Genomic DNA, 22,422 nt, shown 5'->3' with positions numbered 1-22,422 from the left:
AGAAAACCCCTGAGGCTCAGGGGTTTATCGCACTATAAAGGACAAGAGGGCACGGTTGGCTAGATGACCGCAGCCAGTTCGGCGCCCTGTCTGATCGCTCGCTTGGCATCCAGCTCGGCTGCCACGTCGGCACCACCGATGATGTGCACCGGCTTGCCTGCTGCCTGCAAACCCGCCTGCAGTTCTTTAAGGGGCTCCTGCCCGGCGCAGACGATAACCTGATCCACCGGCAGACACTGCTTGGTCTCGCCCACCTGAATGTGCAAGCCCTCGTCATCGATCCCCAGATATTGCACCCCGGAGAGCATCTGCACCTTGCGGTTCTTGAGCACGGTACGGTGGATCCAGCCGGTGGTCTTGCCAAGTCCGTCACCCACCTTGCTCTCCTTGCGCTGGAGCAGCCAGATCTGGCGCTCGGGGGCGTCGATTTCAGGAGCCGTGAGGCCACCGCGCTCGCCAAGCTGTTTGTCGATGCCCCACTCCTTGAGCCAGTGATCACTGTGCCCATCGGCATCCATCTCCACCTTCTTCTCGACCAGATACTCGGCTACATCGAAGCCGATGCCGCCGGCACCGATCACCGCCACCTTCTGGCCGACCGGTTTGTGATCCCGCAATACATCGAGATAACTCATCACCTTGGGATGTTCGATGCCCGGAATATTGGGGGTGCGCGGACGAATACCGGTAGCGAGGATCACCTCGTCAAAACCGCCGCCGAGCAGGCTCTCGGCACTCTGGCGCTGGCCGAGATAGAGCTCGACGCCGCACTTCTCCAGCCGTTTGGCAAAATAGCGCAGGGTTTCGTGAAACTCCTCCTTGCCCGGGATCTGCTTGGCGAAGTTGAACTGGCCGCCGATTTCGCTGGCCTGATCGAACAGGCTCACCTGATGACCGCGCTCGGCAGCGTAGCAAGCAAAGGCCAGCCCGGCGGGGCCAGCCCCCACCACCGCCAGCTTCTTGGGCTGGGGCACGCGGCCAAAGGTCAGTTCGGTCTCGAAACAGGCTCGAGGATTGACCAGACAGGAGGCGCGCTTCTGCTTGAACACATGGTCAAGGCAGGCCTGGTTGCAGGCGATGCAGGTGTTGATCTCATCCGCCCGGTTCTCGGCCGCCTTGATGACAAATTCGGGATCCGCCAGGAAGGGGCGCGCCATGGAGACCATGTCCGCCTCGCCCCCCGCCAGAATCCGCTCGGCCACCTCGGGGGTGTTAATCCGGTTGGTGGTGATAAGCGGCACCTTGAGGTGTTTTTTCAGCTCGGCAGTCACCCAGCTGAAGGCGCCGCGCGGCACACTGGTGGCAATGGTGGGAATGCGCGCCTCATGCCAACCGATGCCGGTGTTGATGAGGGTCACCCCCACCGCTTCCAGCGCCTTGCCGAGCGCAATCACCTCTTCCAGGGTCGAGCCCTGCTCCACCAGATCCAGCATGGAGAGGCGGAAGATAATGATGAAGTCGGTGCCGACCCGCTCGCGGATGGCGCGGACAATCTCCACCGGAAAGCGCATCCGGTTTTCGCTGCTGCCGCCCCAGCCATCGGTCCGTTTGTTGGTGCGCTCGCAGATGAACTGGTTGATGAGATAGCCTTCCGAGCCCATCACCTCGACGCCGTCATAACCGGCCGCCTTGGCCAACGCTGCTGTAGCCGCGAAGTCGCGAATAGTGCCGCAGATCTGCCACTCGCTCATGGCGCGCGGTTTGAATGGGGAGATGGGGGCTTTGAGGGCACTCGGCGCCAGACTAAACGGATGATAGGCGTAACGACCGGCATGGAGGATCTGCAGCGCAATCTTGCCCCCCTCCTGATGCACGGCGTTGGTCACCTTCTTGTGCTTGCTCACCTGCCAGGGAAAGCTCAGCTGGGAGCCGTGAGGCACCAGCCGACCGCGCAGATTGGGGGCAATGCCGCCGGTGACGATAAGGCCAACGCCACCACGGGCGCGCTCGGCGTAAAAGGCGGCCAGCTTGTCAAAACCACCCTTCTCCTCTTCGAGGCCGGTATGCATGGAGCCCATCAACACGCGGTTGCGCAGCTGGGTAAAACCAAGGTCGAGCGGGGTCAGCAGGGTCGGATAGCGGCTCACGATGCCTCCAGTTAATTTTTTGTTATCAAACTGAGGCTAGAGTAAAGAATCGAAAATTCTTTTTCAAACAAATGTTTGGACAATTTTTCAGCGAACAGCCGTGCCCTGAACGAAGATAGGCGGGATCCGCCAGTCGGAAATGGCAATTTCGCCCGCAACTGGTTAATAATGGCTCTTCTCTACCCATTAACAGGGCGATAACGCGACTATGTCTATTTTCAAAGGTCTGGGTTGGTTGTTCCGCAGCCTGTGGCGCCTGCTCAATTTCACCCGGCTGATGCTGGTCAATCTGCTGTTTCTCATCGTAGTGCTGGTCATCGTCTTCAGCGTCAGCCAGAAAGAGGCCCCCAAGGCGCCCATCGAAGGGGCGCTGACCCTCAATCTCAACGGCGTGCTGGTGGAGCAACGCTCCCAGACAGACCCCACCGTACAACTGCTGCGTCAGATGGACAGCAGCGACGAGCAGCCGAGCGAGATCGTCCTCTCCGACCTGCTATGGGCCATCAAGAATGCCAAGGATGACGAGCGCATCAAGGCGCTGGTGATCAAGCCGCAAGGGCTGCAGGGAGCCAACTTCACCAAACTGCAGGAGGTGGCGAGTGCCATCGACTCCTTCCGGGAGAGCGGCAAACCGGTGATTGCCATGGCCGACTTCTACACTCAAGGCCAGTACCTGCTGGCGGCCCACGCCGATCACGTGCTGCTCAACCAGAGCGGCGCCGTGGTGATCGAGGGGCTTGGTGTCTACCAGACCTACTTCAAGTCGGCGCTGGAGAAGCTCAACATCACCCCGCATGTATTCAAGGTCGGCACCTACAAATCCTTCGTCGAACCCTATACCCGCGACGAGATGTCCCCCGAGAGCAAAGAAGCGAACCAGCGCTGGCTGGATCAGCTGTGGCAATCCTATGTGGCTGACGTAGCCGAGCAGCGGGAGATCGAACCCGATGCGGTCGCACCGGGCAAGGAGCGCTTCCTCGAGCTGCTGCGCAAAGCCGGTGGCAATGCCGCCAACTACGCCCTCGACAACGGGCTGGTGGATCAGCTGGCCACCCGCGACGAGATGACCCAGGCGGTCATTAAAGAGGTGGGTGAAGCGGACGACCACGGCTGGAAAGGGGTCGGCCTGAAAGAGTATCTGGCTGCCATTCCGGAACAATATCCCCAGAGCGGCAAGGATGAGGTGGGTCTGGTGGTCGCCAGCGGCGCCATCATGGATGGCGTCCAGCCTGCCGGCACCATCGGCGGCGACAGCCTCTCCGACCTGCTGGCCGATGCCCGCCGCGATGACAAGGTCAAAGCCGTGGTCCTGCGGGTCGACAGCCCGGGCGGCAGCGCCTTCGCCGCCGAGCAGATCCGCGCCGAGCTACTGGCCCTGAAACAGGCAGGCAAACCGGTAGTGGTCTCTATGGGCAGCTATGCCGCCTCCGGTGGCTACTGGATCTCCGCCGATGCGGACAAGATCTTCGCTTCCCCGACCACACTCACCGGCTCCATCGGGGTATTCGGCATGTTCGCCACCATCGACAAGGCGTTGGCCCAGTTCGGTGTCCATACCGACGGGGTTGGCACCACAGATTACGTCGGTGTCGGCCCGACCCGCGCCCTGCCGGATCACGTCGGTCAGGCCATCCAGCTGAGCGTGGAGGATACCTACCAGCGCTTCATCGGTCTGGTGAGCAAGGGCCGTGGTCTGAGCCCGGAAGAGGCCGAAAAAGCGGCCGAAGGCCGAGTCTGGACCGGCGAAGATGCCAAGGCCCTGGGTCTGGTGGACGAGTTCGGCAATCTGGATGACGCCATCAAGGCCGCCGCCGAACTGGCCAACCTCAAGGAGTGGCAGGTCACCCCCATCGAGCAGGAGGAGTCCACCAAGGACAAGTTCCTGCGCCAGCTGTTTGACAGCAGTGCCCAAGTGCTGGCCCCCCAGTTGCAAAGCTGGCTGCCGGCTGGATTTGGCAAGGCATTGGTGGAAGTGAACCGCAGTCTTGACCCGCTCACCCGCTTCAACGATCCGCAAGGCACCTACGCCTTCTGCCCGGTCTGCGTGCAGTGAGCAAGCGGTGACTCACCCATAAAAAACGGCGACCAGATGGTCGCCGTTTTCTTTATTCAGCCAGTGCGCGCGGCACCGCCAACTTGCTCAATCAGGGATTGAGGCGGGTCGGCATACCGGTACGCTGTTCCAGCACCTGCTTGACCACGTTGGAGTCAGACTCGGCGTGAGCGATGAAGCGGGTGATGGCCGGTGTCATCGGGAGCGGCACGGAGGCGGTGGAGTTGAACTCCTCCTCGGTGCGTGACAGCGGCTCGTGTACTTCCATGTAGCGACCGCCATCCGGCTCGACCGTGGTCTTGACCGGCTGGTTGACGAACTGGACGCGGGTGCCGACCGGCACGTTGTCGAACAGATACTTGATGTCGTCAGCGCGCAGACGCACGCAACCGCTGCTCACCCGCAGACCGATACCGAAGGTGGCGTTGGTTCCGTGGATGGCATAGAGGTTGCCGATGTAAAGGGCGTGCAGACCCATGGGGTTATCCGGACCGGCTGGCCATACTGCCGGCAGGGTCTTGCCCTGGGCGGCATAGCGACGACGGATGTTCTCGGTCGGGGTCCAGGTCGGATTGGCGCGCTTGCGCTCTACCTTGGTGATCCAGTTCTCCGGGGTGTTCACCCCCAGCTGACCGATGCCGATGGGCAATACCTGTACCACGTTCTTCCCTTTCGGATAGTAGTAGAGGCGCATCTCGGCAACGTTGATGACGATCCCTTCGCGGGGCGCGTTGGGCAGGATCAACTGGTGAGGGATGATCAGGGTGCTGCCCGCTTTGGGCAGATAGGGATCAACGCCCGGGTTGGCTTCCATGATATTGGTCAAACCCAACTGAAACTCGGAGGCAATCTGCTCCAGCGGACGATTGTCCGCAGGCACCACATATTCCAGATTCTCACCGATCAGACGGCTGTTGGCCGCAGGCAGACGGTACTCGACGGCGGCAGCCTGCTGGCTGATCAGCGCAAGTGTGCATAAAAGGGCCGAAGCGGCAGTGCGAAGGGGGCTCATAAAATTCCTGTGTGGTTTCCTGTACCAAATGGGCCGGAGGCCATCTTATCTTCGGTCTGCCGGTGGCGGGTCAACCTGCACCACGGCGCCAAATAACCGAGCGCGCATTCTTTCCCGAGTCGACCAAAATTTCAACTTCCATATGTTGCTTTTCTTGTTAAAAGTGGCCGTTTTCGGTGTGATGCTTATCAACAGAGCAAAAGCCCCCTTGGCAAGTCGCCATTGAAAGAGAGATGTACAGCATAGCCCCCTCTCTGCGGACCAACCCCGCCCCCTTAGACCACAGCGCTGTGCCACCTGGTGTCACGGTTGCAGCCCTGGCTGAAACGTTTGTCACCTCGGAGGAGATAGGCCAATGTTGACTGTGGCACTTTCATTGGAGCGAAAAGGTGGAAAATAGCGCTTCGACTACAGCAGGGACTGGCTGCCACCATAAAAAAACCGCTCCGAAGAGCGGTTAATGGAGCCACCAGGCAACCATAAAAGGGACTTCAAGCGTTGTCATTGGAATTACTGGACGGCCGCCTCCCCCGCCGCACCACTCTGCTCTTTGAGGAAGCTGATCCAGGGGGATGCCCGACCGCTGACGTTGCCATTCTGAGCCGCCTGGGTGAAGGCGTTGAGGGCCTCCTTCGGCTTTTGTTGCTCAAAATAGGCGACCCCGGTCAGGAACTTGAGATCCGCCCGCTGTTCACCATTTGCATTGGCTGCCGGTTTGGCGGCCAGCGCCACCAGATCCTGATAGCGTTTGCTCTGGATCATCATGCGCGCCATTTTCAGCTGCAATTCGGCGCTCGGGGCCAGCTGGTAGGACTTGGCCAGGGTGTCGATGGCCGGATCCAGCTCCTTGGCCTGATGCCAGTAGTTGGCCAGGGTCTTGTAGTTGCCAGCGCTCTGCTCAATCACCCCGTCCTTCATCCCCTTCTCCATCACCCGTGCGGCGCGATGGGGAATGCCGGTGAAGGCGAGGTAGTTGGCGAGACGCTGCAGCTCGGCAGCCTCGGTCAACATGCCGAGGTTGTAGGCCGACTCCAGCGCCGCCAGCGCCTTGCCATCGTTGCCTGCCTGCATATGCATGGCCGACAGCTGGGTCCAGTACTTCTTCTTCTCCGGGAACATATTGACCAGAGAGGTCAGCACCTCGGTCGCCGGTTTGTACTGTTTCAGCTCGTAGTGAGCGCCCATCTTCAGCAGATACCAGGACTCCGGCGCTTTACCTGCCGACAGCTTGATCGCCTGATCCACCGCCGGGATCGCGTCACGGTACTGCTTGAGCTGCACGTGGGCGTTGGCCAGCGTGATATAGGCATGGGAGTTGGGCTTGTCATCCTTGCCCTGGTTGGCAAACCACTCCTTCATGGTCTTGATCGAGCCCTGATAATTACCCTCAGCCATATAGAGCTGGGCCAGGTTGTAGCGCACCTGCTGGGCCACCGGTGGCGGCAGGCCGCCTGTCGCGATGGCATCGGCAAAGTACTTGGTCGCCTGACCGTATTTCTCCTGCTGGGCGGCTACGAAACCGAGAGTCTGCAATATGACCCCCTTGTCGTAGACCCGATCACCCACGCTGGAGAGTGCCTCCTGCAATCTGGCATTCGCCAGACCGTATTGCTTGTCAGTGATCAGCTCCTGCGCCTTGTTGACCGCCCGATAGGCCCGATCCGACAGGGCCGGCTGCTCGGCGGCCCAACTGGCGGTGCTGAGCAGCACCGCCATGGCGACCGGGGCGAGGATCATCTTGTGTAACTTGTTCATCGCCACCTTCCTTAGTTGACCGCAAACTCGATCTCTTGCTGCATACGGCTCGCCTGCGGCTTGCCATCCACCATGGCCGGTTTGAACGTCCACTTGGCGATGGTTTTGCGCGCCTCTTTGCCGAGGTCATAGCTGCGCGGCTCTTCCTTGACGATCCGCACGTTGCTGACGGTGCCGCGCTCGGTGACGGTGAACTCCACCAGCACCTTGCCGGAGGCCAGGCCCGCCAGCGCCGCCTTGCGGGGCATCATGGGCTCGAAGGTTGCCAGCGGAATGGCGCCGTTGTTGCCACCGACTCCGCCACCACCGCCGCCGGTGCTGTAGGCCCCCAGCGCGTTGCCACCACCGATGTTGACCGGGATGTCGAGCTTGGGCATGTCCATCGGCGCGCTCTCCATCTTAGGCCGATCCGTGCTGGCCACTTCCATCTCGGGAGGCGGTGGCGGACGCTTGGGCGGCGGCGGTTTGGGCAGCTCCCGCTGTTTCTCTTGCAGGGTCTCCTGGGGCTTGAGGCGGATGAAATCGGTCATGCTGACGTCTTCCTTCTCCACCAGCTCCCGGTGATCCGGTGTGATCAGCTTGTTCATTCCCAGAAACAGAAAGAACACCACCACACAGGAGACCGCCAACGATATCAGGTATCTCATAGGTCTCTCTCCGGCATCAGCTGCTCTTGTCTGCCGCGATGGAGATGTTCTGGACACCGGCCATGCGGATCTGATCCATGACCTGCACCACCAGACCGGAACGGGATTCGTTATCGGCCTGGATCACCACGGCGCTCTCCGGGTTTTCGGCCCGCAGCCGCTCGATGTTGGCGCGTACCGCCCCCACCTCGACCACCCGCTTGTCGACCCAGACCTGACCGTTTTCGCGCACCGCGACCATGATATTGCCCTTCTTCACCGTCTCGGCCGTGCTGGCACTGGGACGGTTGATCTCGACACCGGACTCCTTGACGAAGGAGGTGGTGACGATGAAGAAGATCAGCATGATGAACACTATGTCCAGCATGGGGGTCAAATCGATAGCCGCCTCGTCAGCACCGCTGTCGCTGTAACGTTTTCTCATAGCAGAAACTCCTTGCTTGTTCTGTGCCCCCGGCAGGCCATGCCTCGCCGGGGGTATGCATCCTGCATCAACCGTGTTTCAGGTTGTCTTCCAGCTTTTGCACCGCCAGTTTGGCCTTGTGATCGAGCTGGTTGACAAAAAACAGGCCGGAAAGGGCGGCGATCATGCCCGCCATGGTCGGTACCGTTGCCTTGGAGATCCCCGATGCCATCGCCCGCGGCGAACCGGTGCCGGTGATGGCCAGGGTGTCAAACACCTGCACCATCCCCACCACAGTGCCGAGCAGCCCCATCAACGGGCAGAGAGCGATCAGCACCTTGATGACCGGCATCCCCTTGTCCACCGCCATGGCAACCCGTGAGACCAGCTCGCGCCGGATCTGCTTGGCAGACCAGGAGAGATGATCGGTACGGGCCAGCCAGGTGGCCTTGGTCTGCTTCACCTGCTTGGGGTAGACCGCCATGAAGTAGAACCAGCGCTCCAGCAACAGGGCCCACATCATCAGGGTCAGGAAGAACAGGGCGACCAGTACATCGCCCCCCAATCCCAAAAACCGGCGGACCGACTCGACTTCTTCAATCAACCAGAACCACATGGGTGACTCCTTACGCTGCGGCTTTGGAGGCGTGCAGACGTTCCTGATAACGGGCAACGAAACCGGCGCTCTGCTCTTCCAGCACCTGGATCAGACGACGGCTCTGGGTCTGCACAATGGTGTAGAGGAACAGCATGGGCACCGCGACGACCAGACCCTGCATGGTGGTCACCAGCGCCTCCGAGATACCGCCCGCCATCAGCTTGGGATCGCCGGTACCGAACAATGTGATGGCCTGGAAGGTGGCAATCATCCCCACTACAGTACCGAGCAGGCCCAGCAGCGGCGCGACGGAAGCGATCAGCTTGATGATGCTGATGCCCTTCTCGAACTTGGGCACGTTGCGCAGGATGATCTCGTCGAGCTTGGACTCCAGATCCTCGATGTTGTCACCGCGATGGCTCTGGTAGGCCCCCAGCATGTCACCAATGGGGTTGCCCTTGATGATCTGATCAGATTTCAGCTGCTTGCGCATGGACGAGCCGATCAGCGACAGGCGGATACCGCAGAAGATGGCCAGCAGGGTACCGAGCACGCCGAGCACCATGATGACGTAACCCACTTCACCACCCTGATCGATCCGCTCCTTGAGAGTCGGTGACTGCACCAGCAGAGAGAGGATCACGCCGCGAGACGGGTCGATAAAGATGGGCTTGACCCCGTCACCGCCCTGTTCAAACTCGGCGATCGGTGCCAGCACCCCCTTGTCAGGTTGACGGGAAAGCTGCTCGAACTTGCCGGTCTCCGGCACGAAGGTGAGGTACTTGCCTTCGGAGACAGTGTTGAACTCACCGATCTGGGTGACCGTCTTCTCGGCCTGGTTGCCTTCGCCGTAGACCACAGTCGCCGGGATCTGGCTCACCTTGCCACCGTCCACCATGCGGCTGAGGGTGGTGGTCCAGAACGCTTCCAGATCGTCGCTGGAGGGGAGCTCTTTACTCTCGGCCAGACGGGTCAGCAGCGCGGTCTGTTCCGGATGCTCGACCCGACGGGCGGAGGCGTTGAAGATCCCCTTGAACTCACCGGCGAACTGACGCAGTACGCCGAACATCTCGCCCATGTTGCCGGAACGCTGGCGCAGGGTTTCGGTCAGTTCGGTCAGCTGCTTGTCGTTGGCATCAAAGGTCGCCTTGAGCTGCTCGCCCTTGGCGGTTTCGGCAGCCAGCTCGGCCTTGGCCTTGGCCAGCAGCGCCCCCTGCTCGTTCTTGTCAGCCAGGAAGCGGGCTTCCCGCTCCTTGTTGAGTTGGGATTCGCTCAGGCTGGAGGCCTTGACCTGGTTCAGCAGCGCATTGAGATCCACCGGTTTTTCGGCGGCGGTCACCGGCAGGGTGACCAGGGTTGCTCCCGCAATCAGGGAGGCAATCGCAAGTTTGATTCCTTTCATGATGCTTTCTCCGCAGTTTGAACCGGCAGCTTGATCAGCGCGGGAGGCGCCTGTTTCTTGGCGATGCGAAGGCCCTGTTCAACCGCACTGCGATACTCCTGGGGCAACTCTTCCCACTGGCGAGTCTTCTTGTTCCACATCCCGGTCTCATTGCCATCCGGGGATTGATAGAGCAGCGCGATGCGACCAACGCGCAGGAACTCGTAGGTCTTCTCGCTGCCATCCTTGTCCAGGCTCGCCTTGTAGGATTCGATGGTGCGGCTGAAGCCCTCCTCGATCTGGTAGGCCTCCAGGATCTTGCGGTACTTCTCGGAGATGGTGACATCGGCCCGGTTCATCAGGTCGGTCAGGGCTGCTACGCGGTCCTCGCGCTCGACCTTCTGGAACGGCAGATCCAGCGCCACAAACTGCTCGAGGGAGTCGATCATCTTGAGCATCAGGGGGACAACTTCGGTGCTGGTCTGATCAATCTGGGCGATCTGCTTTTGCATCGACGCCAGCTCGGCACTCTGGGACTCGACCATCTTGCTCACCTGCTCGTTGTAGGTGCGCAGACTGTCGACCTGACGCAGGGCTGCCTTGTACTGGGCCAGTGCGGATTCGGCAGATTCGGCATAGCTGTCGATCTTCTGCTGGGAAACTTTGGATGCGTTGTCGGTGGCGGCTTGAGCGTCCACGGCCTGACCGGCAGTGGCGGCACTCAGATTGAAGCTGGTCAACAAGGCGGCCGAAACCAGGCTGCCAAGGAGCGCTTTCTTCATTGTAATGGTCCTTGTCTTCATAGGATTACCCTATCTCCGTAACTTCCTTGGACGTTGGGCACAGCCGGCCCGACCGGGCCGACTGAGGTTGTATATCAACGGGGTTGATTAGAACTTCTGGGTGTAGTCGATGTAGTAGACCCGTCCGTCAATGCTGTAGAGGTATTCATCGTAGGTGTAACCATCATTTGACAGGGAAGGTCCACGGTTGAACATGTTCTTCACGCCGGTCTGGATCTTGGCATTCCAGCTGGTATCGACCGCGACGTTCAGGTTCCAGATGGTGTTGGAAGCAATATGGCCCTCTTCCTTGTCATCCACATAGTCCTGGCTCTGGGAGTCGATATAGTTGGTGCTCAGGTAGGTATCCAGATTCCACAGCTGCGGGAAGTTGGCACCGATCCCGGAGTTGAAACGGAAATCGGGTTTGCCATTCCAGCCCTTCTTGTCAACCATTGGGCCACCAGCAAACAGACCTTCCTCATATTTCAGGATGTAGCTGCTGCCAAAGTCGTATCGCAGGGTGAAGGAGTTGAAGTCGTACTTGTAGTCCGCCTTGAAGTCGATACCACTGGTCTTGAGTTGCCCCAGGTTGACCATGCCGGCATAGACCTTCTCGACATCGCCGTTGGCGTCACGAATGACGTTCGGGTTGCTGCCGGTATTGAGCTCCTGATAGAACTGGGTCTGGGTGGTAGCCAGCTGGATTACGTCATCAATCTTGATGTAGTAGTAATCGAGCGACAGGTTCAGATTGTCCAGCGGATTGTAGGCCGCCCCGATAGTGAAGGTATTGGCGGTCTCTTCCTTCAGGTTCTTGTTGGATTGGCGCGTTGTCTCGTACTGCTCTTCGGAACAGTTGGCAATACCATTGGCCTGGCAGTAGACATAGTCCTTGGCAAAATCCGCTGACTGGGCATCCGCCGCATAGAGATCATTCAGACCCGGCGCGCGGAAAGACTGGGACCAGGAGGTACGGAACATCAGCTGGTCGAGTGGCTGATAACGCAGACTCGCTTTGGGCGAGAAGGCGCTGCCAAAGTCGCTGTACTTGTCATAACGACCCGCCAGGTTCAGCTCGATCTGCTCGGTGATGGGGATCAGGCTCTCGATGTAGGTGGCAAACACATCGCGCACACCGCTACCGGAGTTGCCGGATGAACCCAGTACGTTACCCGCTTCGGACTGGCTGTCGTAGGTGTCGGAATAAACCCAATCGTTATACTCGGCACCCAGATACCAGCTGACCGGGCCAGCAGGCAGTTCGCCCATCTCCCAACCAAGACCGCCATACCACTGGAAGAAATCCATCTTGGAGTTGCGGCTGGTGGTATAAGAGAGATCCTTGGTGGCATCAGCGGAGAAGCTGCCGTTGACGAAGTTTCCACTGTTTACCTGAGTCTGAACCGCCGGCTCCAATACATAGCCATTACCAATACTCTGGTTATCTGTCTTGGAGTACATGTAACCGGCGTTCCACTCCAGATCGCCAACCGCCTCGGTCGGAACCACCCCTTCAAAACCCAGGTTCAGGGTACCGGTCAAGTCGGTCACTTCATTGTCACGGGGACCGACGTTGTTGAAGCGGTAGTAAACCGTCGCAGCCTTGGCGGTGCTAAAGTTGTTGGCAGACAGGACTGCAGCGCTTTCAGGGGTGGAGCCATCCACGGTGAAGGCACCAGCAGCAGGAGCGAAACGACCAAAACTGGTGACCCGGGAACCAATCATCTGTGGCACGAAATCCACATTGTCGTTGATATGGTAGCGGCCGTTGACATAGACGGTGTCGCGAGTACGCGAGGCGGTCTTGGCTGCGACCTGGGCAAAGTCGAAGCGGCAAGCCGTACCCTTGGTGACAAAACCGGCGCCGGTGCTTTCACAGTCGACCCCATTCAGAGTACGGGTTACGGTCTTGCCAGTTGCCGCGTCTACTCCCTTGATATTGCGACCATAGAGGCTAGGAGACTCAGCCCCCTGCTTGGCCAGATAGTCACGATCCTTGTAATAGATTTCGTCTTTGACATCATGCTCGTAGACCATCATCAGGGAACCTTTCTCACCCGAAATACCGCTGACGATGGAACCACTCTGTTCGTCACCACCTTCCTCGGTCGGTGAACCGACGCGCCCCTGGAATGACAAACCTTCAAAACCCTCTTTGAGGATCACGTTGATAACGCCACCGATGGCATCAGAACCATACAGGGCAGAGCCACCGTCCAGGTTCACTTCCACCCTCTCAACGGCCGCCATGGGGATGGTGTTGAGGTTGATGGCGGTGCCCCCCATTGAGGGAGAACCGGCGATACGCTTGCCATTGAGCAGCACCAGTGTGCGATCTTCACCAAGGCCACGCAGCCCTACGGTGGCTTGTGACTGGGCTGAGCTACCGGAGGATGGAGAGAAACCACCAAAGGAGTTGTAGGAGGCCTGTTTCAGATAATCAGCCACAGTCTGCTGGCCAGACTGTTCAATTTGGGCCTTGCTGACAGAGACAACCGGAGTCGCCCCCTCAACATCAACACGAGAGATACGGGAGCCAGTGACTTTGATTTTCTGCAGTTTTTCGACATTCTGCCCTTCTTCGGCAGATACGGATGGGGCCGCCGCAAGGCTCGCCAAGGCGAACGCAATCGCAGCAGAGATTCTGCTCTTCCTAAGCATCGCTTATATCCTTCCTGGTTGTTTATTGTTTGCTTCCTGATACCGCCCTCTTTGGAGCGATGCGTAAGGCTTATCAATCTTTGACTGGCGACGTCAATGGAGTGGGGGGATCGGGAGGGTGAGATGTGGAATAAGCGGAGTGTATTAATTTTGACCGGCATAAATAGTGAATAATTCTGCCAAAAACATCCCGCGCAATGTGAAATCGTTGTTAAAACATGTAAAAGACGCTGAATTAAAAGTTGATGAACTTATTTATTTACGTGCTGTCTCTTTATATCTTATTTCGATTTATTGGCAAAAATAAGAATAAAACTCTATTTTAATTATTATTGTGACTGACCACTCCGATGGGGGAGATAGATAAATTTGTCGAGATGATATCGTTTTCCCTTCTTTGGTAGCAGAAATAAAAACATTTAAAATTCAATCACATAAACAAACACAAGATTCAAACAAACAGCTGTTTATATTTTTTAAAATAATGTTGAGCAGTAGCGTTTTGTTTTGATTTTCACTTTTCAGATAAAAAACGTCATTTTTCGGTGTTTTTGGTCTCAGCGGGTCATTTGTCCCAGTTTTCCATTTCCTTGTACTTGATTTTTGTTGCAGAGCTTTTACAGTGGCCAAGCGGATTGTCTGCTGTTTGGCAACCAATCCAGCGCGTAATGCCAGGAAGGACAGGCCCGTCACCGGATTTGACTGGCCGCAAAAAAGAACAACAAGGACGAGGTTCCACCATGCTGTCGTATTTCCTACGCCGGATGCTTTTGATCATTCCGACGTTTCTCGGTATCACCCTGCTCGTCTTCACCATCACCCGTTTCGTGCCGGGCGGACCGGTCGAACGCATGCTGCTGCAAGCCCAGGTTTCCCAGAATGAATCCGGCCGTTCCAGCGGCAGCAAGGGGGCGCAGGCCCTCTCAGATGAGCAGATCGAGGAGCTCAAGGCCTTCTATGGCCTCGACAAGCCGATGCTGGTCGCCTACTGGGAGTGGCTGCAGAAGCTGGTGGTACTCGATCTGGGCGAATCGACCCGCTACTACGAGCCGGTGTGGGATCTCATCAAGGAGCGGCTCCCCGTTACCGCCTTCTTCGGGCTGGCGACCTTTCTGCTGAGCTATGCGGTCTCCATCCCGCTCGGGGTGGCCAAGGCGCTCAGGCACAACAGCCGCTTCGACTCGTTAAGCTCCATGCTTATCTACATGGCCTATGCCCTGCCCGCCTACGTGGTGGGGATCTTCCTCATCACCGTCTTCGCCTTCCATCTGGAGTGGCTGCCAATGGGCGGTTTTCCGGGGGACGACTTTGAGTACATGGAGAGCAGCTGGGATCAGATCCGCACTGTCTTTGCCCACGCCCTGCTGCCGCTTATCGCCTACGCCATCGGCGATTTCGCCATCCTCACCATGACCATGAAAAACAGCCTGATGGAGAACCTGTCGGCCGATTATGTGCGTACCGCCGTGGCCAAGGGACTGCCGTTTCGCAAGGCGGTCACCGACCACGCCATGCGCAACAGCCTGATCCCCATCGCCAGTCACCTGGGGTCTGTGCTCACCGTTTTCTTTGGCGGCTCCTTCCTCATCGAGACCATCTTCAACATCGACGGCATCGGCCTGCTCGGTTACGAGGCTATCGTCGAACGGGATTACCCCACCGTCATGGGCATTCTGGCCATCACCTCCATGCTGATGCTGATAGGCAATATCGTCTCCGATATCTGCGTTGCCCTGGTTGACCCGCGTGTGCGGTTTGGAGATTGACCATGAACCAGACCTCTATTGCCATGCCGATGCTGATATCACGCCATATCATCTCCGATATCTGCGTTGTACTTGTTGATCCCCGCATGCGGTTTGGAGACTGACCATGAAGCTCAATCCGGTTACCTTGAAAAAACTCAAGCGCTTCAAGTCGATCAAGCGCGGTTACTACTCCTTCATCATCTTCACCACCCTGGTGCTGCTCTCCCTGCTGGCGGAGCTGCTGGTCAACAGCCGGGCGCTGATAGTGAGCTATCAGGGCCAGCTGCATTTCCCCACCTATGGCGATGTGATCCCCGGTCAGCAGTTCGGGCTCGATTACGAGTACGAAACCAACTACCGCCAGCTCAAGGCCAAATTTGCCGCAGAGGGCCAGGGCGACTGGGTGCTGCTGCCGCCGGTACCCTGGAACCCCTACGAGCAGGATTTCAAGGAGGATGCCTACCCGCCCTACGCCCCCAGCGCGGCCGAGCGCCACTTCCTCGGCACCGACACCAGCGGCCGCGACGTGCTGGCGCGACTGGTTTACGGCTTTCGCATCGCCATCGGCTTTGCCTTTATCGCGCTGGCGGCCAGTTACGCCATCGGGGTCACCATCGGCTGTCTCATGGGCTTTCTCGGCGGCCGCTTTGATCTCATCCTGCAACGCTTTATCGAGATCTGGTCCCAGGTGCCGTTTCTCTACGTCATCATGATCCTGGTGTCGCTGGCCAAGCCCAACTTCGGCCTGTTTGTCGCCATCAACGTGCTGTTCGGCTGGATGGGGATCACCTGGTATATGCGCACCCTCACCTACAAGGAGCGGGCACGGGACTATGTGATGGCGGCGCGGGCACAAGGGGCGACCACCGGGCGGATCATCTTCAACCACATCCTGCCCAACACCCTGATGATGATCGTCACCCTGGCGCCGTTCGCCGTGGTGGGCAATATCTCCACCCTGACGGCCCTCGACTATCTGGGCTTCGGGCTGGCACCGCCGACCCCGAGCTGGGGGGAGCTGCTCTCCCAAGGCATCAACAATCTGGATGCCATCTGGATCGTCAGCTCCGTGGTGGCGGCGGTGAGTCTGGTGCTGATCATGGTCTCCTTTATCGGTGAGGCGATCCGCGAGGCGTTTGATCCGCGCAAATTTACCCGTTACCAATAAGCCAGCCAGCGCCAACACATATTGGCAGGCGCCGGGTAACGAACAGTGATTAATGAAGGACGGGCCGCCGCCATCGGCTGTCCCGGGAGCAAGGGATAATCCCGTTATCAATCAAGACCCCCAGTGCAGGGGCCAGACCTGGAAGTCAAACATGAAAAATAAAATCAAATGGATAGGTGCTCTCTTTGTGCTGGTAAACGGATCCTGGGTCTGGGCGGCCAGCCTGCCCGCGGATCTCAAATGGGAGACCAACGACACGGATCCTGTGTTCGCCTCCCCCAAGGCGCTGCCGGGTGGCAGCCTCAATATGTTTGTGGAGAGCTTTCCGCTGACGTTTCGTACCGTGGGGCCTGACTCCAACGGTTCGTTTCGTTCCTTTATTCTCGATAACCAGTTGCGACTCATCAGCTTCCACCCCAATACCGGCAACCCCATCCCCTCGCTCGCGACCCACTGGGCCATCGCGCCAGACAGCCAGACCGTCTACTTCAAGCTGGATCCCCGTGCCAAATGGTCGGATGGCAAGCCGGTCAATGCTGACGACTACACCTTCGGCTACGAGATGATGCGCTCCAAACACATCAAGGGGCCCTGGTTCAACAACTACTACACCACTGAAGTGGTCGCGGTAGAGAAGATCGATGATCACACCATTATGGTCAAAGCGGGCAGCCGCAAGGCCAAGCTGGATCTGCTCAACACCACCGAGCTGTGGCCCCAGCCCAAGCACTACTACAAGCTGACCCCCAACTGGGTGAAGCAGTACAACTGGGCCGTGGTGCCCACCACAGGTCCCTACGTGATCAGCGACGTCAAGAAGGGCAAGTCGGTCACCTTCAGCAAGCAGAAGGATTGGTGGGCAAAGGATGATCGCTATAACCAGCACAGATTCAACATCGACACCATCAAGGTGCAGGTGATCCGCGACCACAACATCGCCTTCCGCCACTTCCTGAAAGGGGAGATCGATACCTTCGAGATGATCCTGCCCAACTGGTGGCATGAAAAAGCGGTCACCCCGGAGTACAAGAAGGGGTACGTGCAGAAGGTGATGGCCATGACCGACACCAAACAGGGCGGTCAGGGAGTTCACCTCAATGTGGCCAACCCCAAACTGGCAGACGTAAACGTGCGCCTCGGCATCCAGCACGCCTTCAACATCGACAAGATGATCGAGACCGTGCTGCGCGGCGACTATGACAGAGCCACCACCTTCGGCTCGGGTTTTGGCGAGTTCACCGACATGACGCTGCCGGAGCGGGCTTATGACATCGGCAAGGCGCGGGAGTACTTTGCCAAGGGCGGCTACAACAAGCCGGGGCCGGACGGCATCCTGCAAAATGAGAAGGGGGAGCGGCTGACGCTGGCACTCACCTACACCAGTCAGGAGCACTCCAAGCGCCTGACCGTGTTGAAAGAGGAGGCCAAGAAAGCGGGTCTCGATCTGGAGCTTAACCTAGTGGATGGCGCCACCGGCTTCAAGGTGATGCTGGAGAAGAAACACGAGGCGGCCTGGCTTGGCTGGGGCGGCGGCGGTCTCTATCCACAATATTGGGAGTCGTTCCACTCCGCCAATGCCAACAAACCGCAGACCAACAACCTGTTCAACGTAGCGGACAAGGAGCTGGACGCACTGATCGACGCCTACAACGTCGAATTCGACATGGCCAAACGGGCCGAGATCTCCCGCCAGATCCAGCAGCGCATCTATGATCTCGCCATCTTCGTGCCCGGGGTGCAGCTCAACTATGTGCGGGCCAGCAGCTGGCGTTATGTGATGCTGCCGGAGGTGCCTGCCACCAAGAACACGCCGGATCTGCTCTACTGGCCGATGGATGGTTATCCTCACAGTAGTGGTGGTCTGCTCTGGCTCGATCCCAAGGTGAAGGAAGAGACCCGCAACGCCAAGGAGGCAGGGGAGGCGCTGGCGCCCATCAACCTGCTCGACAAGACCTATGCACGTCATTGATATTCAGGCCATTGCGAAGGGAGCAGCAGTTATGCCCAACACCCAGGCCCCCATTCTTGACGTACCGGATAACGGGGGGGAGTTCGCCGTTGATCACGGCCAGCACCAAGCCCCAATCCTCGAAGTACGCGATCTCGAGGTGGAGTTCGCCGTCGATGACGGCAAGATCAAGGTGCTCGACGGGGTCAGCTTCAAGGTGGCACCGGGTCAGACGCTGGGGATCGTCGGCGAGTCCGGCTGTGGCAAGAGCGTTACCTCGCTCGCCATCATGGGGCTCTTGCCCAAACCCCACGGTCAGGTGGTAGCCGGTTCTATCCGCTTTCAGGGGGAAGAGCTGCTGTCGCTTGCGCCGGATCAGATGTACAAGGTGCGCGGCAACCGCATCTCGATGATCTTTCAGGAGCCGATGACGGCCCTCAACCCGGTGCAGACGGTCGGTGAGCAGCTGATGGAGGTGTTTCGCCTTCATCGCCCCGAGTACGACAAGGCCCAGCGCAAAACCGCGGCCATCGCCATGCTGAAGAAGGTGGGGATCCCGGAACCGGCCCAGCGCTTTGCTGTCTATCCCCACAACCTCTCCGGCGGTATGCGCCAGCGGGTGATGATCGCCATGGCGCTCTCCTGCGAGCCAGACCTGCTTATCTGCGACGAGCCGACCACGGCGCTGGATGTCACCATTCAGGCCCAGATCCTCGAACTGATGAAAGAGCTGCAGGCCCAGACCGGGATGGCCATCATCTTTATCACCCATGATCTGGGGGTAGTAGCTGAGCTATGCGACGAAGTGGTGGTGATGTACGCCGGGCGGGCAGTAGAGCAGGCCGATGTGTTCGAGCTGTTTGACCATCCCCGTCACCCCTATACCCACGGCTTGATGAGCTCGATCCCGCGTCTCGAGGATGAGCCCAAGAGCCTGCTCAAGACCATCAAGGGACAGGTGCCAGCCCTGCACGAAATGCCCGCTGGCTGCCGTTTCTCCAACCGTTGCCCCCATGCGACCGATCTCTGTGTCAGCGCCATTCCGGCGGTGGAGCAACTCAATCCGCGCCACCATGTCGCCTGTCACTACTGGAAGGAGTTGACCGTATGAGCACTCTGTTATCGGTCAGGGATCTGAAACAGCACTTCCGGCTGGGAGGCGGGTTCCTGCGCAAGCAATATACGGTTCACGCGGTGGATGGCATCAGCTTCGATCTCAAGCAGGGGGAGACGCTGGGGCTGGTGGGTGAGTCGGGCTGCGGCAAGTCCACCCTCGGGCGCAGCCTGCTCAAACTGTTCGAGCCGACCGCGGGCACCATCACCTTCGAGGGGCGCGATATCACCGACCTCAGCCCGAAGGAGATGCGCTCCCTGCGCCAAGAGATGCAGATGGTATTTCAGGATCCTGCAGAATCCCTCAACAGCCGCCACACCGTGGGCCAGATCCTGGAGGAGCCCTTTATCATCCACGGTAAAGGCAACACTGAGCAGCGGCGCGGGTGGGTGCAAGAGCTGCTGGCAAAAGTGGGCCTGCCGGGAAGTGCGGTGGATCGCTACCCCCACGAGTTTTCCGGCGGTCAGCGCCAGCGGATCGGCATCGCCCGCGCCATCGCTCTCAAGCCCAAGCTGCTGGTGTGCGACGAGGCAGTCTCGGCCCTCGATGTCTCGGTGCAGTCGCAGATCGTCAACCTGCTGCTCAGCCTGCAGCGGGAGATGAACCTCTCCATCATCTTCATCGCCCACGATCTGTCGGTGGTCAAACACATCTCGGATCGCATCGCGGTGATGTATCTGGGACGGATCGTCGAGCTGGCGGATGCCCAGTCGCTCTATCTGGCGCCGCGCCACCCTTACACCCAAGCGCTGATCTCCGCCATTCCGGTGCCGGACCCGCGCAGGCGCAGCCAGCGCATTCTGCTGACCGGCGATGTGCCCTCCCCCATCTCGCCGCCAAGCGGCTGCCACTTCCACCAGCGCTGTCCCCATGCGACCGATCTGTGCAAAAGCAAGGCACCAAGGCTTGAGGCGTGTGATGAGTCTCATCATCAGGTGGCCTGCCACACCCCGCTCGCCGTCGGTAGTCACGCCATCAGCGGCAACGCTATAAGCGGCGACAGCAGGCTGGAGCAGGCGAGCTAGGCGCAGCGAACAAACCCCAGGGTAGAAACAGACGAGGCGGCCATCAGGCCGCCTCGTGCTATCGGGTCACGCTTGTCTTATCGTGTCACGGCTGCCGCTTGTCAGGCAATCTGGTAACGGCCCGGCTTGTGGTTGAGTGTCAACACCAGATTACAGATGACCGCCGCCACGATGGAGAGCGCCAGGATCCAGGGCTGCACCACGAAAAACGAGGCAACAACAATGGCGCAATCGAGCCCCATCTGCAGCTTGCCCGCCCGGATGCCAAAGCGATCCTGAATAAAGAGCGCCAATATGTTGAAGCCCCCCAGACTCGACTTGTGGCGAAACATGATGAGCAGCCCCATACCAATCAGGGTGCCGCCGATCAGCGCCGCATAGAGGGGCTCTATCTTGCCGATCTGCAGCACCCCGTTGAGGTGATCGGTCATGTAGGAGACCGCCGCCACCGAGACAAAGGTGTTGAAGGTAAAACGTGGCCCCATCCGCAGCCATGCCAGCGCATAGAAGGGCAGGTTGATGCCGAAAAACAGCAGGCCGAAGCTGATACCGGTCACCTTTTGCAACAACAGCGCCAGCCCGGCGGTGCCGCCAGTGAGCAGGCCAACCTGATGAAACAGAAAGATGCCGAGGGAAACAAAGCCGGCCGCCGTCAGCAGGGCCAGCACATCCTCATAAATAGGATGGGCAGTGCGAATCGAGGTGTTGTCCATAACCTGTATCCAAGCGAAGTAAAGAGAGAGTGTCTGTCGCCTGCCGTTGCGGGCGGGCTGCGAGCCCTGTCCACAGGGCTTCGTTATGGGGTCCAGTCTATTTTTTGTGAAAAGGATCACAACAGTCAGGCTGAACGCCCCATTCTGGTGCCTGTCATCTGGCATTGACACTCGCTGCACCAAGATGCAGCATGCCGCGCCGTCAGAGGCGGTTTGCCATGGCACAAACGCGCCGGCTCTGCTACAAAGCGCGCAGCCCCCTTTTCCCATCACCGTAAGGAGCCCCATGATCTGCACAGGACCCCAACCATGACGTATCTGGTCACCGGCGTCGCCGGTTTTATCGGTTTTCATGTGGCCAGCAAGCTGTGCGCCGCAGGCCATCGGGTGGTGGGGATCGATAACCTTAACGACTACTACGAGGTGATTCTGAAAGAGGCACGGCTGGCCCAACTGGCCAGTTTCCCCAATTTTCGCTTCGAGCGGCTGGATCTGGCGGATCGTGAAGCCATGGCGGCCCTCTTTGCCAGCCACGGTTTCGAGCGGGTGATCCATCTGGGGGCGCAGGCGGGGGTGCGCTACTCCATCGACAATCCGTTCGCCTATGCCGACAGCAACCTTACCGGCATGCTGACGGTGCTGGAGGGGTGTCGTCACCACGGGATTCAGCACCTCATCTACGCCTCCTCCAGCTCGGTCTATGGCATGGGGGATCAGATGCCCTACTCCACCGCGCAGCAGGTGGATCATCCGGTCTCCCTCTACGCTGCGACCAAAAAGAGCGGCGAGCTGATGGCCCACGCCTACTCGGCGCTCTATGGCCTGCCCACCACAGGGTTGCGCTTCTTTACCGTCTACGGCCCCTGGGGCCGTCCCGACATGGCCATAATCAAGTTCACTCGCGCCATCCTCGCGGGAGAGCCTATCGACGTATACAACCACGGCGATCTCAGCCGCGACTTCACCTTTATCGACGACATCGTCGCGGGGATCCTAGCCGTGGCCGACCAGCCGCCCCGCCCCAATTCCGATTGGCACGCCAGCGAGCAGAGCGCGGCCGAGAGCGCAGCTCCCTACCGCATCCTCAATATCGGCAACGGCCAGCCGGTGCGGCTGCTCGATTTTATCGAGGCACTGGAAGAGGCCATCGGCAAGCCCGCCATCAAGCGGATGCTGCCGATGCAGGCAGGTGACATGCACACCACCTGGGCCGACAGCGAACCGCTACACACCCTCACCGGCCTGCGCCCCGCTACGCCCCTCAAGCAAGGTGTTGCCGAGTTTGTCCGCTGGTATCTCGACTACTACCGGCCCGCCCGCTGAC

General features: G+C 59.1%; 17 protein-coding genes. 7 read left to right on the top strand and 10 right to left on the bottom strand.

Translation table 11 applies throughout. The features are described from left to right. Positions 1-59 precede the first annotated feature (59 nt). Complete coding sequence (locus G5193_RS09385; protein ID WP_421205868.1) at positions 60-2,087, bottom strand: FAD-dependent oxidoreductase; 2,028 nt, start codon at positions 2,085-2,087, stop codon at positions 60-62. Positions 2,088-2,295: 208 nt separating this feature from the next. Here G5193_RS09385 and sppA point away from each other — a divergent pair, with 208 nt between their 5' ends. Beyond that, a complete protein-coding gene (gene sppA / locus G5193_RS09380; RefSeq protein WP_421205867.1) occupies positions 2,296-4,140 on the top strand; it encodes a signal peptide peptidase SppA in 1,845 nt (614 codons plus the stop codon). Positions 4,141-4,231: 91 nt separating this feature from the next. Here sppA and G5193_RS09375 read toward each other — a convergent pair whose 3' ends face one another. From G5193_RS09375 to G5193_RS09340, 8 genes are all read right to left on the bottom strand, one after another. Continuing rightward, on the bottom strand, positions 4,232-5,152 hold the full coding sequence (locus G5193_RS09375) for a L,D-transpeptidase family protein (protein ID WP_227341312.1): 921 nt from the start codon (positions 5,150-5,152) through the stop codon (positions 4,232-4,234). A gap of 510 nt (positions 5,153-5,662) precedes the next feature. Continuing rightward, on the bottom strand, positions 5,663-6,907 hold the full coding sequence (locus tag G5193_RS09370; protein WP_216951981.1) for a tetratricopeptide repeat protein: 1,245 nt from the start codon (positions 6,905-6,907) through the stop codon (positions 5,663-5,665). An 11-nt stretch (positions 6,908-6,918) separates the two neighbouring features. After that, a complete protein-coding gene (locus G5193_RS09365) occupies positions 6,919-7,554 on the bottom strand; it encodes an energy transducer TonB (protein WP_064337222.1) in 636 nt (211 codons plus the stop codon). A 16-nt stretch (positions 7,555-7,570) separates the two neighbouring features. Continuing rightward, on the bottom strand, positions 7,571-7,978 hold the full coding sequence (locus G5193_RS09360) for an ExbD/TolR family protein (protein WP_005338933.1): 408 nt from the start codon (positions 7,976-7,978) through the stop codon (positions 7,571-7,573). A 67-nt stretch (positions 7,979-8,045) separates the two neighbouring features. Next, positions 8,046-8,573 carry a MotA/TolQ/ExbB proton channel family protein gene (locus G5193_RS09355; protein ID WP_005338936.1) on the bottom strand — a complete coding sequence of 176 codons (528 nt, stop codon included), beginning with the start codon at positions 8,571-8,573 and terminating at the stop codon, positions 8,046-8,048. A gap of 10 nt (positions 8,574-8,583) precedes the next feature. Continuing rightward, positions 8,584-9,957, bottom strand: coding sequence for a MotA/TolQ/ExbB proton channel family protein (locus G5193_RS09350; RefSeq protein WP_110303404.1), 1,374 nt, complete (start codon positions 9,955-9,957; stop codon positions 8,584-8,586). Beyond that, a complete protein-coding gene (locus tag G5193_RS09345; protein ID WP_005343435.1) occupies positions 9,954-10,718 on the bottom strand; it encodes a DUF3450 domain-containing protein in 765 nt (254 codons plus the stop codon). Before G5193_RS09345 ends, G5193_RS09350 begins: the two co-directional genes overlap by 4 nt. Positions 10,719-10,826: 108 nt before the next feature. Further along, a complete protein-coding gene (locus G5193_RS09340) occupies positions 10,827-13,382 on the bottom strand; it encodes a TonB-dependent receptor (protein WP_216951982.1) in 2,556 nt (851 codons plus the stop codon). Positions 13,383-14,122: 740 nt separating this feature from the next. Between G5193_RS09340 and G5193_RS09335 the strand changes: the two genes are divergently transcribed. From G5193_RS09335 to G5193_RS09315, 5 genes are all read left to right on the top strand, one after another. Continuing rightward, complete coding sequence (locus G5193_RS09335) at positions 14,123-15,148, top strand: ABC transporter permease subunit (protein ID WP_421205866.1); 1,026 nt, start codon at positions 14,123-14,125, stop codon at positions 15,146-15,148. A gap of 106 nt (positions 15,149-15,254) precedes the next feature. Further along, on the top strand, positions 15,255-16,298 hold the full coding sequence (locus G5193_RS09330) for an ABC transporter permease (RefSeq protein WP_005343430.1): 1,044 nt from the start codon (positions 15,255-15,257) through the stop codon (positions 16,296-16,298). A 151-nt stretch (positions 16,299-16,449) separates the two neighbouring features. Continuing rightward, positions 16,450-18,267, top strand: coding sequence for an extracellular solute-binding protein (locus tag G5193_RS09325; protein WP_267516920.1), 1,818 nt, complete (start codon positions 16,450-16,452; stop codon positions 18,265-18,267). A gap of 31 nt (positions 18,268-18,298) precedes the next feature. Beyond that, on the top strand, positions 18,299-19,357 hold the full coding sequence (locus G5193_RS09320) for an ABC transporter ATP-binding protein (RefSeq protein ID WP_421205865.1): 1,059 nt from the start codon (positions 18,299-18,301) through the stop codon (positions 19,355-19,357). Beyond that, entirely contained in the window at positions 19,354-20,385 is a 1,032-nt protein-coding gene (locus G5193_RS09315; RefSeq protein WP_421205864.1) for an ABC transporter ATP-binding protein, read from the top strand. The genes G5193_RS09320 and G5193_RS09315 overlap by 4 nt, the downstream gene beginning before the upstream one ends. A 101-nt stretch (positions 20,386-20,486) precedes the next feature. Here the strand turns inward: G5193_RS09315 and G5193_RS09310 are convergent, their stop codons facing one another. Then, positions 20,487-21,098: a YitT family protein gene (locus G5193_RS09310; RefSeq protein ID WP_005349421.1), complete on the bottom strand. Its 612-nt coding sequence runs from the start codon at positions 21,096-21,098 to the stop codon at positions 20,487-20,489. A gap of 309 nt (positions 21,099-21,407) precedes the next feature. On the opposite strand from G5193_RS09310, the gene G5193_RS09305 reads away from it, so the two are divergent. After that, the gene (locus tag G5193_RS09305; RefSeq protein ID WP_421205863.1) at positions 21,408-22,421 is read left to right on the top strand and encodes an NAD-dependent epimerase; all 1,014 of its coding nucleotides are present in this window, start codon (positions 21,408-21,410) and stop codon (positions 22,419-22,421) included. The last annotated feature ends 1 nt before the right edge of the window (position 22,422 follow it).

The organism is Aeromonas sp. 601027 (genome assembly GCF_049174455.1).
GTDB classification, from domain to species: domain Bacteria; phylum Pseudomonadota; class Gammaproteobacteria; order Enterobacterales; family Aeromonadaceae; genus Aeromonas; species Aeromonas veronii_A.
The sequence above is the reverse complement of the archived record's forward strand: the minus strand, read 5'-3'. Positions and strand labels throughout refer to the sequence as shown.

Excerpts from the sequence above, each read along its gene's own strand:
- sppA (WP_421205867.1), top strand. The coding sequence starts at position 2,296 with ATGTCTATTTTCAAAGGTCTGGGTTGGTTGTTCCGCAGCCTGTGGCGC.
- G5193_RS09375 (WP_227341312.1), bottom strand. The coding sequence starts at position 5,152 with ATGAGCCCCCTTCGCACTGCCGCTTCGGCCCTTTTATGCACACTTGCG.
- G5193_RS09370 (WP_216951981.1), bottom strand. The coding sequence starts at position 6,907 with ATGAACAAGTTACACAAGATGATCCTCGCCCCGGTCGCCATGGCGGTG.
- G5193_RS09365 (WP_064337222.1), bottom strand. The coding sequence starts at position 7,554 with ATGAGATACCTGATATCGTTGGCGGTCTCCTGTGTGGTGGTGTTCTTT.
- G5193_RS09360 (WP_005338933.1), bottom strand. The coding sequence starts at position 7,978 with ATGAGAAAACGTTACAGCGACAGCGGTGCTGACGAGGCGGCTATCGAT.
- G5193_RS09355 (WP_005338936.1), bottom strand. The coding sequence starts at position 8,573 with ATGTGGTTCTGGTTGATTGAAGAAGTCGAGTCGGTCCGCCGGTTTTTG.
- G5193_RS09350 (WP_110303404.1), bottom strand. The coding sequence starts at position 9,957 with ATGAAAGGAATCAAACTTGCGATTGCCTCCCTGATTGCGGGAGCAACC.
- G5193_RS09345 (WP_005343435.1), bottom strand. The coding sequence starts at position 10,718 with ATGAAGAAAGCGCTCCTTGGCAGCCTGGTTTCGGCCGCCTTGTTGACC.
- G5193_RS09340 (WP_216951982.1), bottom strand. The coding sequence starts at position 13,382 with ATGCTTAGGAAGAGCAGAATCTCTGCTGCGATTGCGTTCGCCTTGGCG.
- G5193_RS09335 (WP_421205866.1), top strand. The coding sequence starts at position 14,123 with ATGCTGTCGTATTTCCTACGCCGGATGCTTTTGATCATTCCGACGTTT.
- G5193_RS09330 (WP_005343430.1), top strand. The coding sequence starts at position 15,255 with ATGAAGCTCAATCCGGTTACCTTGAAAAAACTCAAGCGCTTCAAGTCG.
- G5193_RS09325 (WP_267516920.1), top strand. The coding sequence starts at position 16,450 with ATGAAAAATAAAATCAAATGGATAGGTGCTCTCTTTGTGCTGGTAAAC.
- G5193_RS09320 (WP_421205865.1), top strand. The coding sequence starts at position 18,299 with ATGCCCAACACCCAGGCCCCCATTCTTGACGTACCGGATAACGGGGGG.
- G5193_RS09315 (WP_421205864.1), top strand. The coding sequence starts at position 19,354 with ATGAGCACTCTGTTATCGGTCAGGGATCTGAAACAGCACTTCCGGCTG.
- G5193_RS09310 (WP_005349421.1), bottom strand. The coding sequence starts at position 21,098 with ATGGACAACACCTCGATTCGCACTGCCCATCCTATTTATGAGGATGTG.
- G5193_RS09305 (WP_421205863.1), top strand. The coding sequence starts at position 21,408 with ATGACGTATCTGGTCACCGGCGTCGCCGGTTTTATCGGTTTTCATGTG.